The sequence below is a fragment of the Candidatus Accumulibacter necessarius genome (assembly GCF_036625085.1).
Genome location: NZ_JAZKUM010000004.1, coordinates 237,113 through 249,138, shown reverse-complemented (window position 1 = coordinate 249,138; position 12,026 = coordinate 237,113). Strand labels below are relative to the sequence as shown.

Below are 12,026 nucleotides of genomic sequence, written 5' to 3'. Positions count from 1 at the left end.
TCCCCTGCGCCTGCTTCTCGTTGGCAGCACGGGTGCCGTCGGCCAGCAGGTCTTGCGCCTCGCCCTGGCGGATGCGCGCGTTGGGCGGGTGATTGCACCCAGCCGGCGACCGCTGCCGACCCACCCGAAACTGGAAAACCCCGTGCTGGATTTCGCCGACTTGCCGCCCGGCGCAGCGTGGTGGCAGGTCGACGGTGTCGTCTGTACTCTTGGCACGACGATCCGGGCCGCCGGTTCGCCAGCGGCCTTTGCCGCCATCGACCGCGACCTGCCAGTGCTGATCGGCCGCCTGGCAAGAGAGGCAGGCGCCACCCGCCATGCGCTCAACTCGTCGCTCGGCGCCAGCCTTGCCGGCAACCTGTACCTGCGTACCAAGGCGGAGGCCGAGGCAGGCATCCGTGGACTCGGCTATCCGAGCTATACGATCGTGCGACCGTCGCTGATCGACACCGAGCGCGACGCGGTGCGGCCCGGCGAGCAGATCGCGCTGATCGCGGCGCGCCTGTTGCGACCGCTGATCCCCCGTCGCTACCGGCCAGTGACCGCTGAGGCCATCGCGCGCGTCCTGCTGGAAAGCGTGCTGCAGGGTGAGCCCGGCGAGCGCATCATCGAATCCGATGAGTTGCAGGACTGACGACGACCGCATCCTGCGCGATGCCAGGGGATGGGTCTCGCGATGATCAACCCACGCCTCACGCAGGCGAGTCGACGCGAGGAAATGCGCGTCCTGTTCCGGTTTGCACGACGCTGGACAAGGCTCTCGCTGCCGAGCACTTATGACACCCGGCGCAACAGTGTTCCAGGAGAAGACGACAAAATCGGTCAACTTCGGGTACGATGTTCCTGGGTGCGCTGCCAGAATTCCGGCGCAACTCTGTGAAACCACTACATAGGAGGGCGACTATGACCAAGACCGCAGGATTGGCGCTTCCGGGGGATGCGCACTCGGAGACCGTACCTACCGCGTTGGCCACCGAACCGCTGAGCGCAGCGGTGACCCCAATTCCCGACATCGAACCGGAGATGGCCCGGCTGCTGGAATTCGCACGGGCAAACGATTCCAGCCTGACGCCAAAGGAGATCAACGCGCAGCTTGACCGTGTACTGCGCGACTACGACGAGCTGACCGCGCTGTACGCCGAAAACAACCGCCGTATCGACAGTGCGCTGGCCGAACTCCGACAGTCCGGTGGCGCGGTATCGAGCGAGGTGCACCGACTCGGCGCCGATTTGCAGCAGCAGAGCCGGTCATTGGCTGCGCATGCCGCCGCGACCGAACAGCGGGTCGATGCGGTTCGGGGAGAAGCTCGTGGTTGGCTGGCCGATACCGAGCAGCGCTGGGAGATTCGACTCGCGAGCAACAATGTGCGCATCAGCGCAGACGTGGCGCGGCTCGATGCCGGCATCGGTTCGCTGGAAGACCTTTTGGATACGCAGGCGCGAATCATTGCCGAGCAGCGTGTGCGGCTTGATCAGTTTGACGTCACCTACGAGTTGCTGGATACCGCGACGCGCGGCAACAAGCGCCGCATCGAAGAGGTGCGTGCGCAAGCGGAAAAGCAACACGCCATCGTCGAGGCGCGGGTCGAGGGTTTGAGCGCCTTGCAGCGCGAGCACCATGCCGAGGTCCGGACCTTGCAAGGTCTGGTCGGCGTTTTGCAGGCGGAGACGCAGCGCCTGGACGCGGCAATCCGCGAGCTCGCCGCGACACTGGCGGACCATCAGGAGACAACCAGGGACAGGTTCAAATGGACCCATCTCGCCATCGCCGGCCTGCTGCTGCTGACCGCATTGGGCTTCGCCCTGGTCAAGTGGGTACCTGCCTTTGCCCCCGCAAGCACTGAATCGGCAATCGCCAGGAGCGAGGCCCGGATCACCGATGTCAGCGGTCAGATCGCCGCCATTGCTGCGGGCGAAGTGGCCCGGCAGGAGAACGATGCCCAGCAGCAAGCGCGCATTGATCAGGTTTCAGGCAAGGTTTCCAGTTTGGAGAAAAGCCTCGGCGACTTGCGCGCCGTCGTCCGGAAGATGCGAGTGCAAAGTGCGGGATCGGGAGTGGTGCACGACAGCCAGTGGTTACTCGGGCAAAACCCCAAGGCCTACACTGTCCAGCTGGTGATGTCGCCGAGCCAGGCCGACATGGCGCGCTTCATCGACCGCAACGCCGAGCAGCTTGCGCTGAATTCCCTGGCCTTCTCGGTGACCGAGCACGACCAGCGTGAGCACTACAACCTGTTCTTCGGCGTGTTCGATACGGTGACCCAGGCGCGCGCTGCGATTGCCGCCCTGCCGGCAGAATTGCGCGCCAACCGGCCGTGGGTGCGCCAGTTCCAGTCGGTGCAGGATTCCTTGCGCTAGAAAGGCGGCAGAAAGCCTGGCCACCGTGTCACGGTGGCCAGGCTTCTTGTACCCAACAAATGTCTCCAGGGGTCCCTGTTTGTGGCTCGGTGAACTACCATCCGGCGGACTGCTGAGTATCCGCCACGCTATCAGAGGGGTTCGTTGGTAACCAGGATCGCCCGAAAGTCGTTGACGTTGGTCAGCGTAGGGCCGGTGATGACCGAATCGCCCAAAGCGTCGAAGAAACCGTGACCGTCGTTGTTGTCCAGGCTGCCGAGCGGCTTGATGCCCTTGGCCCAGGCACGGGCCAGGCTGTCCGGCGCAAGCCAGGCGCCGGCGATCTCCTCCTGGCCGTCTACTCCGTCGGTGTCGCCGGCGATGGCGTGGATGCCGCGATGCCCGTTCAGCGCTACACCAAGCGCGAGTAGAAACTCGACGTTGCGCCCGCCGCGCCCGTTGCCGCGCACCGTCACCGTCGTTTCCCCGCCGGAGAGCAGGACGCAGGGCGCTGTGAAGGGCTGACCACGGCCAGCGACCTGCAACGCGATTGCGGCCATCACCTTGCCCACATCGCGCGCTTCGCCTTCGATGGCGTCGCCGAGGATGTGCGCCGCCACCCCCGCCTTGCGCGCCACTGCGGTGGCAGCTTCGAGCGCCATCTGTGGTGTCGCGATCAGGCGCGTCTCCACCCTGGCCAGGCGCGCATCGCCAGGCTTGATCGACTCGCCGCGACCGCTTTCGAGGATATCGAGTACTGCTGGCGGTACGGTGATGCCGTAGCGGCGGATGATCGCCAGGGCATCGGCACAGGTGGAGGGGTCAGCAACCGTCGGACCGGAGGCAATGTCGATCGGGTTGTCGCCGGGCACGTCGGAGATCATGAGGTTCAACACGCGCGCGGGATGGCAGGCTGCGGCCAGACGCCCTCCCTTGATCGCCGAGAGGTGGCGGCGGACGCAGTTCATCTCCGCGATCGAGGCGCCGGACTTGAGCAAGGCCCTGTTCACGGCCTGCTTGTCCGCCAGGCTCAGCCCTTCCAGCGGCAGAGCGAGAAGCGAGGAGCCACCACCCGAAATCAGGCACAGCACGGTATCGTCGGCACTGAGTCCCTGGACCAGAGCGTGGATGCGCTCCGCGGCGGTAACTCCAGCGGCGTCCGGCACCGGGTGAGCCGCTTCGACGATCTCGATACGCTGGCAGGGCACGGCGTAGCCGTAGCGGGTCACTACCAGTCCGGACAACTCGCCCGGCCAGCTCTCCTCCAGCGCTTTGGCCATCGCCGCCGATGCCTTGCCAGCACCGATTACGATGAGCCGGCCGCGAGGTGGCTCCGGCAGGTGCAGGGGGACGCAGTGCGCCGGCTGCGCAGCGGTGATTGCCGCCTCGAACATGTTGCGCAGCAGGCTACGGGCTTCATTGGTCTTCATCGTTCATCTCCCAGTCAGGTCGCCAACTTCGGGCGCTGTGTGAGCAGGGCCGCCTCTTCCAGGCTGCTTGCGGCCTCGTCGCCGTCGTACAAGGCCTGCACGGCCGAGCCCTTCGAAGTCAGCAGCAGCACGCCCAGCACCAGCAACTGGTCGGTCAGGGTCAGTGGCGTGTCAGTGGCCTGGGCGATGAAGATCGCCGCCATAGTGTAATGGATGCACTGTCCATCTTGGTTGAAGGTCAGCCCCGAGCGTACGATCACGCCGACCACCGGCTTCGAGACGCCAGCAAACTCCAGCTTGCGCATCAGTTGCAGCACGACCGACCCGGACGAACTGGTACCGAGGACGGTAAAAAGTTCGTCCTTGATGTATTTCAGAAACTTCCAGAGGCTGAAGCCTGAGAGTCGGGAAATGTCTTGCCCAGTTGGAAGCGCGTATCGGCCGGGCACTGATCAACCGCTACCTGCAGGCGGCGGAGGTACCTACCGGCCGTGGGTGCGCCAGTTCCAGTCGGTGCAGGATTCCTTGCGCTAGAAAGGCGGCGGAAAGCCTGGCCGCCGTTTCACGGTGGCCAGCTTTATCAGCTCGACCACGAAGACCCGATATGACGCCATCCGTTGTGATGGTGAGATCTCCGCCGCTCGCCATCGCCGTCGGCCAGGTTTCCAGTCCGAGCACGACAGGATTCAGAACGATCAACGTGCCGCTGGATACCGGCCCCTAGATCGCAAACATGCCCTACTCCTATGCGGCCATGATGCGCTTGTACAAGCGCAATAGCAGCTTGCGCGCCTCTTCGAGGAACAGCGTCGACGAGGCGACTGCCACCGCCACCGCCCACTCGATCAGCGTCAGATCGACGGTGTCGAAGATGGCCTGCGCCGGTCCCCAATGCACGGCGACGATCTGCAGGGCGACGACGGCCAGGAGGGCAAGCCACAGCTTGCCGTTGCTCAAAAACTGCGCGTTGAAAGCACTCCCGTGTTCGGCGCGGGCGTTGAAGATGTTGAAAAACTGGAACAGCACAAAAGTGGTGAAGGCCAAGGTCATCGCCTTGGCGGCATCGCCGGACTGCGTCGCCCAGGCGTAGGTGCCCAGGGTGCCCACCGCCATGGTTGCGCCATAGAGCCCGATGCGCCACAGGCGCGGCGTCGAGAGGATTGCCGCCTCCTTGCTGCGCGGGCGCTCGCGCATGATTCCGGGACGGGCAGGTTCAACGCCCAGCGTCATCGCCGGCGGACCGTCCATGATGATGTTCACCCAGAGGATCTGGATCGCCGTGAACGGCGTGGCGAAGCCGAGCAAGGGCGCGCCGAGGACAGTGAGGATGGCGCCGATATTGGTCGAGAGCTGAAAACGGACGAACTTGACGATGTTGTCGTAGATCGTCCGTCCTTCTTCCACCGCGCGCACGATGGAGGCGAAATTGTCATCGGTGAGCACCAGCGTAGCCGCTTCCTTGGTGACCTCAGTCCCGGTGATACCCATGGCAACACCGATGTCGGCGGCCTTCAGCGCTGGCGCGTCGTTCACGCCATCGCCGGTCATCGCCACGACATGCCCCCTGGCCTGCAATACCTCGACGATGCGCATCTTGTGCTCGGGCGCGACACGGGCAAACACGGCGCTTTTTTCGACCAGCGCAGCGATCTCGTCCAGACTCAGGCCATCGAGTTCGCGCCCCTCGTGCGCCTCGCCGTGCAGTCCGAGTTCACGCGCGATAGCCGCCGCGGTGGCGCGATGATCGCCGGTAATCATCTTGACCTCGATGCCGGCTTCCCGGCAGGTGGCGATCGCCGCCCGTGCCTCGGCGCGGGGCGGGTCGATGATGCCGACCAGGGCGTGCAGCGTCAGTTCCCGCACCCATGGCAGCAGGTCGCCAACGGGATCGAACTGCTCGGCCGGAATCACTCGCCCAGCCAGCGCCAGCACGCGCAGCGCCTGCTCGGCCAGGGCCTCGTTCTCGGCGGCAAAGCGGTCGCGACTTCTCTCATCCAGCGGCATCACCACGTCGTGATGCAAATGGCCAGTGGACAATGCCAGCAGGACATCCGGGGCACCTTTGACGCACAGCCGTACCTGGTCGCCTTCGTGGTGGAAGGTGGCCATGAACTTGGTGGCTGAATCGAAGGGAATCTCGGCGATGCGCGGCAGGTGTTCGACCGCCTCCGCGGCGTCGAGCCCGGCCTTGGCGGCGAGTGCCAGCAGCGCGCCTTCGGTCGGGTCGCCGATCAGTTGCTCGTCCCGGATACGGGCATCGACGCATAGCACTGCCGGCAACAGAATGTGACGGACATCGCCCGCACCCACGATGCAGCCGTCGCTGCCATAGCCCTCGCCAGTGACGGCATGGCGTTGACCATTGAGATAGATCGCCCGCGCCGTCATCTGGTTGAGCGTCAGGGTCCCGGTCTTGTCGGAACAGATCACCGTCGTGCAGCCCAGCGTCTCGACGGCGGCGAGCTTCTTGACGATGGCGTTGCGCCTGGCCATGCGGTGCATGCCGAGCGCGAGGGTGACGGTCACTACTGCCGGCAGGCCTTCGGGAATCGCCGCGACGGCGAGTGCGATCGCGGTCATCGCCGTCTGCACCAGCGGGTCGCCGCGCAGCAGGCCGAAGACAAACATCAGCGCCACGACGCCGCTGGCAATCAGTGCGAGGCGTTTGCCCAAGCTGTCGAGTTGCTGTTGCAGCGGCGTCTCGCCCTCGGCGGTTGCCGCGAGCAGCCCGGCAAGACGGCCCATTTCGGTGCCCATGCCGGTAGCGGTGACGACGGCTTCGAGGCGGCCGCGCGTCACCACGGTGTTCATGAACACCATGTTGTGCCGTTCCGCCAGCACTGACCTTTCATCGACGACATCGGGCAACTTGGCGACCGCCTGCGATTCGCCGGTCAAGGCCGCCTCCGCCACCTCGGCGCTGTGCGCCGACAGCACGCGGGCGTCGGCAGGAATGCGGTCGCCGGCCTCAAGCAGCAGAATGTCGCCCGGCACGAGATCGGCCGCCTCGCCCAGGCGAACCTCGCCGTCGCGTCGCACCCGCGCCGTCGGCGCGAGCATGTTCTTCAGCGCCGTCAGCGCCGCTTCGGCACGATGTTCCTGGAAGAAGCCCAGCGTGGCGTTGAGCAGTACTACCACGGCGATCACGATGGCATCCTTGAGGTCGCCGACGGCGCCGGCGAGGACTGCGGCACCGAGCAGGATCAGGATCAGCAGGCTCCTGAACTGGTCAAGGAACTTGCGCCAGGCAGGGCGGGCCGGCTTTTCGGCGAGCCGGTTGGGGCCGTGGCTGGCAAGGCGTTGCTGCGCAACTTCTGCGGTCAGACCACGAGAGGGGTCTGAGCCGATCTGGTCAAGGACTTCGGCAGTGGAGCGAGCATGCCATGCAGTATCGGGATCAGGAGACATAGTAAGTGAGATCAGGAAGTGAGCGTTGCCCAGACAAAGCCGACGTAGAGCATCAGCAACAGGAAACCGCGACCACGCACGATCAGGCCGCTGCGGTTGGGCAGCAGCAGAAACAGCGCGAAGATGCCGCAGGCGAGCGTCAGCGCCACCTCGGTCATTGGCGCGGCGATCGGATGTATCGTGCCGGCTACGCCAACGATGGCCAGCCCGTTGAACAGGTTGCTGCCGATCAACGTGCCGACGCCGACATCGTCGTGGCCACGCAGGCGAGACAGGATCACCGTCACCAGTTCTGGCAGCGATGTTCCGATTGCGACCACGATCGCCCCGATCACGTAAGTGTCGACGGCGAAGACGGCCGCGATGCCCGTTGCCCCGCTGACAAACAGGCGACCGGCAGCGATCAGCGCGCCGAGACCGAGCACACCGAGCAGCAGGCTCTTGCCGGCAGACAGTTCGCTGGCCTCAAGGTCGACCGCCACTGCTCGCTGGCGCAGAGCATGGCGTACGGTCCAGACCAGCCAGGCCAGGAATACCGCCAACAGCAGCAATGCCTCGGCCCGCTCGATCCGTCCGTCGACAATCAGGAAGAAGCTCAGCGCCGGGACTGCGAGGGCAAGGTAGAAGTCGCGGCCGAAATCCTGCCGCGAGGTCTGCACGCCACCATACAGCAAGGCGAGACCGAAGATCAGCGCGATATTGACGACGTTGCTGCCCAGCGCATCGCCCAACCCGATCTCCGGCTGGCCGGCGAGCGCGGCGACGGTAGAAACGGTAAGTTCCGGGCTGGAGGTGGCGAAGGCCGCCAGTGTCGTGGCCACGACCACCTTCGGTACGCGCAGATGGAGTGCCGCGCCGAGGATGGACCTGAGGAACGCCTCGCCACCCGCCGCTGCCAGCAGCACGGCCCCCAGGATGAGTGCCAGATCGGTCATGGCGATTCGTGGGGCGCCTCGCGCGGGTCGCAAATGACCAGCACATCGCATTGCGACTCCGCCAGCACCTGCTTGGTCACGCTACCGAGGAGCAGTTCCTCGACGACGTGCGAGCCGTGCTTGCCGATGACGACCAGGTCGGAAGAAAGCTCCTGCTCCACGGCGACGATCTGCTGCGCAGGATCGCCATGGATGACCCGGCCCCGATACTCCGCTGGCGCCAATCCGGCGGTAGCCGCCAGATCGTGCAACCGTTTGCGGCGGGTCTTGCTGCTGCTTGTGACATACTGCTCGAGTTCCTGCTCTTCGACGCCCGCGAGCCGTAGCTTGCCCTCGTAGGGCAATTCGAAGGCGTGCAACAAAACCAGATCGGCTTTTGGCGCCCATTGCCTTGCCAGGCGGATCGCCTGAAGCGATACCGGCGAGAAATCCACGGCAACCAGAACGCAGCGATATGCCGCATGCGGCGCTTGCTTCACCACCAGTACCGGCCGCCGCGACGACTTGCGCACCAGACGGGCTGCCGTCGGTCCCAGTAAAGCGCGGCGCAGGAGAGACTCGCCACGTGCCCCGAGCACCACCAGACACGCGTCCAGCGCGTCGGCCTCGGCAGCGATCGTGGCCAGCGGGTTCCCTTCGGCGACGCACGTGCGCACAGCGATGCCACGATGGGTCCCCACCTCGCCGAGCAACTGGTCGAGGTGGCTGTGGGCATCGCTGCTCAAGGCTGCCCGCAACGCGAACACGTCGTCCCCCAACATCTCGCGCAGGCTGTCGAGGGCATCCAGTTCCATTGCGTGCAGAATGTAAAGTTCGCTGCCGGTGCTGGCAGCCAGGTGAAAGGCGCGCTCGACGGCATGGCGGGCCGGCGCGGAAAGATCAGTGGCGACGAGAATCGTCTGGGCGCTTGTCATTTGGCCTCCTCCTTCGCCGGGGTTTCAATCACGGGCTGGTAGTCCCAGTCACGTATGTCCTGCAGCATCAGGTCGATATCGACGGTGGGAATCCGCAACATCCGCAAGGCGGTCGCGCCAAGACGCAGGCTGGATTCGATCGCCTCGGGATAGGCATGGATCGCGCCGGCATTGACCAACGCCGAACTGGCGTCCAGGTCGCGGGCACGCGCGATCACCGGCACCTGCGGACAATGCTGACGCAGCGCCGCTATCGCGCGCAAGGCGATGACGTGGGAGTCGACGGTGACGATTGCCAGACTGGCACGTTCGGCCCTGGCCGCTGCGAGCAGTTCCGGATCGGCAATGTCGCCGTAAAGCACCGCATGCCCGTCGGCCTGGCCTTGCTGCACCCGCTTCGGATCGGTGTCGAAGGCCACGAAATTGACGCCGCTCGATTTCAGCAGTACCGCGATGGTATGGCCGACCCGGCCATAGCCGCCGATCAGTACCTGAGGCGCGGCCAGCCCGGCAAGCTGCTCCGCCGGCGGGGAAGCCTTGGCGGCTGGCCTGGCCAGGCCAGTGGCAATCGCCTGGTTGTAACGGATCAGGAGGACGCCCGCGATCATCGAGAAGAGGACCGCGGTCAGCACAATCTGGCCGATCTCCTGATCGATCACTCTGGCATCGAGCGCGATCGCGAGCAGCGCGAAGCCAAACTCGCCCCCCACCGCCAGCAGCAGGGCGGTTCGCCAGGCGACGAGCGCATCCATGCCGCTGCGGCGCACGATCACGGCGACAACGACGATCTTGCTCAACAGCAGCAGACAGGCGCCCAGCAGCGCCCAATGCCAGATCCGGGGCAGCGTAGCCGGGTCGAACAGCATGCCGATGCCCACGAAGAACAGGCCGAGCAGCACATCGCGAAACGGACGAATGCTGGATTCCACCTGGTGACGGAACTCGGTCTCGCCAAGCATCATTCCCGCCAGAAAGGCCGCAAAGGCGAGCGACAGCCCGAGGCTGCTGGTCGTCCAGGCAGCCGACAGCACCACCAGCAACACCGTGAGGGTAAACAGCTCGGCGGAACGCCGCTCGGCGACCATGTGGAAGAGTGGGCGCAGGGCCCAGCGCACGGCATAGAAGACCAGGCCGAACGCCAGCACGGCCTTGGCCATTGCCATGCCGAGTTCCCCGGCGAGTGCGTTCATGCCGGTAGCGGCGCCCAGCACGGGAATCAGGATCAGGAACGGCACGGCGGTGACGTCCTGGAACACCGAAATCGCCAGTCCGAGCCGGCCGTGCGGGGAGGCGTCCTCGCCCTGCTCGGCCAGTTGCCGGCCGATGATGGTGGACGAGGACTGTGCGAAGACGGCGCCGATGACGAAAGCCACCGCCGGGCTCAGGCCGGCCAGCCATAGCGACGTGGCGACGGCAGCCGTGGTCAATGCAACCTGCGCGGTACCGAGGCCCAGGATCTGATGACGCATCGCGTGCAGTTGCGGCAGCGAGTAGTTGAGTCCGATCGAGAACAGCAGGAAGACCACGCCAAACTCGGCCAGTACCTTGAACTCCGGGACATGCACCGTCGGGCCGACCGTATGCGGCCCGAGGATCAGCCCGACCAGCAGGTAACCAAGGCTGGAGGGGATATGCAGCCGCTGAAAGGTGACCATGATCGCCACAGTCACGCCCAGAAGGAGAATGATCTGAATCAGATGACCCATGTGGCTTATCTGCTCGCTACGCGTCCTGGCACGAGTGCGAGGTGTCGGTTATACCTCACTCTGTCGCCTCGTGCTGCCTGCTGTCTTTCGACAACGTTGCGCGGTCTTCGGATGGACCCCATATCCAGGTCACCAGTTCGATGAACGGTAGAACGACGAAGGTCAGCACCGCCATCCTGCTGACGGTCATGGCCGTCCAGGTACCCGGATGGCCTCGGCATGAGACATGCGCCCTCGGTAGTTGACCACGAGAACCATGGTAGGGGTAATACATACATCTTACAAATCGAATTTAACGACATCTGACGTCGGCTTTTACGATGTTTCCCGTACCGCTCTCCCACCTCTGACTGCTGTCAATCTGATCCGGCCCTTCGCGCTCGGCTTCAGCAGCAGCTGGTCTGGCTGGCCGCGCCAGACCACAAGCGGCCACTGAGTTGTCGTGGTGGCGGAGCACGCGGGCACGGCAGGAGCGGTCATCAGAGCATGGAGGAGGTAATCCTGAATTTCAGGCAACATGGCTTCATCAACTTCGGCAGCATGACCTCTCTGGTTGGTGGCCTGGCACTTACCGGGCTGCTGGCCTACGGTCCAACGACGGGCCACGAACTGCCTTTGTGCCCTGCGTTACCGGCCTCCTCGGAATACTTGCCTTCGATCGAGAATGTGCTGTTTGGCTACCTCTCGGCTTGAACGCCCGGAAAAGGGCGCGTGAGCCTGACTCCTCCTGTCCGACTTCAGACCCGGGCATGAATCAGCTTCCCTAAAGGGCAGTAGCGCTAGCGCCGTGTGCCCCGTAATCTTGTCTCCATGGCGGTTAGCGGCGTAGGCAATCTCTATGTAGGTATCGTCGACGATGACGAAAGTCTGCGGCGCTCGGTCGCTCGACTGTTGCGCGCGGCAGGGATGCAGCCGATCACTTACGGATCAGCCGAAGCGCTCTGCGCGGACGAGAAGCAGCCGCGATTTGTTTGCCTTGTCCTCGACATCCAGTTGCCCGGCATGTCCGGGATTGATCTGCGAAACAAGCTGGCCGCCGAGGGCGTTGCAACGCCAGTTCTCTTTGTCACCGCTCATGACGACCCCAGGGCACGTGCGGCAGCAATGGCTGGCCAGTGTGTCGGTTATTTTCGCAAGACCGATGCTGGTAGCAAACTCTTGAACGCGATTCGCGGCGTGGTTTCGGTATCCACAACCAGGCAGTGACGTCTTGCAGTGAATCTTCCAGCCGCTGACCCTGCCGCTGTCAGCAGGACTGCAAGGCGGAAGTTCAGAGGCTTTCCGGAAACCCGCTCA

General features: G+C 64.6%; 10 protein-coding genes and 1 pseudogene. 4 read left to right on the top strand and 7 right to left on the bottom strand.

All coding sequences use genetic code 11. The features are described 5' to 3' along the window. Positions 1-4: 4 nt before the first annotated feature. On the top strand, positions 5-634 hold the full coding sequence (locus V5B44_RS12265; protein ID WP_332359605.1) for an NAD-dependent dehydratase: 630 nt from the start codon (positions 5-7) through the stop codon (positions 632-634). A 269-nt stretch (positions 635-903) separates the two neighbouring features. Beyond that, positions 904-2,358 carry an SPOR domain-containing protein gene (locus V5B44_RS12260; RefSeq protein WP_332359306.1) on the top strand — a complete coding sequence of 485 codons (1,455 nt, stop codon included), beginning with the start codon at positions 904-906 and terminating at the stop codon, positions 2,356-2,358. A 131-nt stretch (positions 2,359-2,489) separates the two neighbouring features. Here the strand turns inward: V5B44_RS12260 and V5B44_RS12255 are convergent, their stop codons facing one another. The 7 genes and pseudogenes from V5B44_RS12255 to V5B44_RS12225 all read right to left on the bottom strand — a co-directional run bounded on the left by V5B44_RS12255 (position 2,490) and on the right by V5B44_RS12225 (position 10,920). Then, positions 2,490-3,767: a glycerate kinase type-2 family protein gene (locus V5B44_RS12255; protein WP_332359305.1), complete on the bottom strand. Its 1,278-nt coding sequence runs from the start codon at positions 3,765-3,767 to the stop codon at positions 2,490-2,492. 101 nt (positions 3,768-3,868) lie between these two features. Continuing rightward, positions 3,869-4,180: pseudogene (locus tag V5B44_RS12250) on the bottom strand (cation:dicarboxylate symporter family transporter); the annotation flags it as partial. 331 nt (positions 4,181-4,511) lie between these two features. Beyond that, entirely contained in the window at positions 4,512-7,175 is a 2,664-nt protein-coding gene (locus V5B44_RS12245) for a cation-translocating P-type ATPase (protein ID WP_332359304.1), read from the bottom strand. Between the two features lie 11 nt (positions 7,176-7,186). Then, entirely contained in the window at positions 7,187-8,110 is a 924-nt protein-coding gene (locus tag V5B44_RS12240; RefSeq protein ID WP_332359303.1) for a sodium:calcium antiporter, read from the bottom strand. Further along, positions 8,107-9,024, bottom strand: coding sequence for a universal stress protein (locus V5B44_RS12235; protein ID WP_332359302.1), 918 nt, complete (start codon positions 9,022-9,024; stop codon positions 8,107-8,109). Before V5B44_RS12235 ends, V5B44_RS12240 begins: the two co-directional genes overlap by 4 nt. Then, positions 9,021-10,730, bottom strand: coding sequence for a cation:proton antiporter domain-containing protein (locus V5B44_RS12230; RefSeq protein ID WP_332359301.1), 1,710 nt, complete (start codon positions 10,728-10,730; stop codon positions 9,021-9,023). Before V5B44_RS12230 ends, V5B44_RS12235 begins: the two co-directional genes overlap by 4 nt. A 55-nt stretch (positions 10,731-10,785) precedes the next feature. Beyond that, positions 10,786-10,920: a hypothetical protein gene (locus tag V5B44_RS12225; RefSeq protein ID WP_332359300.1), complete on the bottom strand. Its 135-nt coding sequence runs from the start codon at positions 10,918-10,920 to the stop codon at positions 10,786-10,788. A gap of 296 nt (positions 10,921-11,216) precedes the next feature. On the opposite strand from V5B44_RS12225, the gene V5B44_RS12220 reads away from it, so the two are divergent. Together V5B44_RS12220 and V5B44_RS12215 are read left to right on the top strand one after the other, a co-directional pair. Beyond that, entirely contained in the window at positions 11,217-11,423 is a 207-nt protein-coding gene (locus tag V5B44_RS12220; protein ID WP_332359299.1) for a hypothetical protein, read from the top strand. Between the two features lie 117 nt (positions 11,424-11,540). Further along, entirely contained in the window at positions 11,541-11,936 is a 396-nt protein-coding gene (locus tag V5B44_RS12215; RefSeq protein ID WP_332359298.1) for a response regulator transcription factor, read from the top strand. Positions 11,937-12,026: the final 90 nt, after the last annotated feature.

Coding starts and splice junctions, on each gene's coding strand:
- V5B44_RS12260 (WP_332359306.1), top strand. CDS start 904: ATGACCAAGACCGCAGGATTGGCGCTTCCGGGGGATGCGCACTCGGAG.
- V5B44_RS12255 (WP_332359305.1), bottom strand. CDS start 3,767: ATGAAGACCAATGAAGCCCGTAGCCTGCTGCGCAACATGTTCGAGGCG.
- V5B44_RS12245 (WP_332359304.1), bottom strand. CDS start 7,175: ATGTCTCCTGATCCCGATACTGCATGGCATGCTCGCTCCACTGCCGAA.
- V5B44_RS12240 (WP_332359303.1), bottom strand. CDS start 8,110: ATGACCGATCTGGCACTCATCCTGGGGGCCGTGCTGCTGGCAGCGGCG.
- V5B44_RS12235 (WP_332359302.1), bottom strand. CDS start 9,024: ATGACAAGCGCCCAGACGATTCTCGTCGCCACTGATCTTTCCGCGCCG.
- V5B44_RS12230 (WP_332359301.1), bottom strand. CDS start 10,730: ATGGGTCATCTGATTCAGATCATTCTCCTTCTGGGCGTGACTGTGGCG.
- V5B44_RS12225 (WP_332359300.1), bottom strand. CDS start 10,920: ATGACCGTCAGCAGGATGGCGGTGCTGACCTTCGTCGTTCTACCGTTC.
- V5B44_RS12220 (WP_332359299.1), top strand. CDS start 11,217: ATGGAGGAGGTAATCCTGAATTTCAGGCAACATGGCTTCATCAACTTC.
- V5B44_RS12215 (WP_332359298.1), top strand. CDS start 11,541: ATGGCGGTTAGCGGCGTAGGCAATCTCTATGTAGGTATCGTCGACGAT.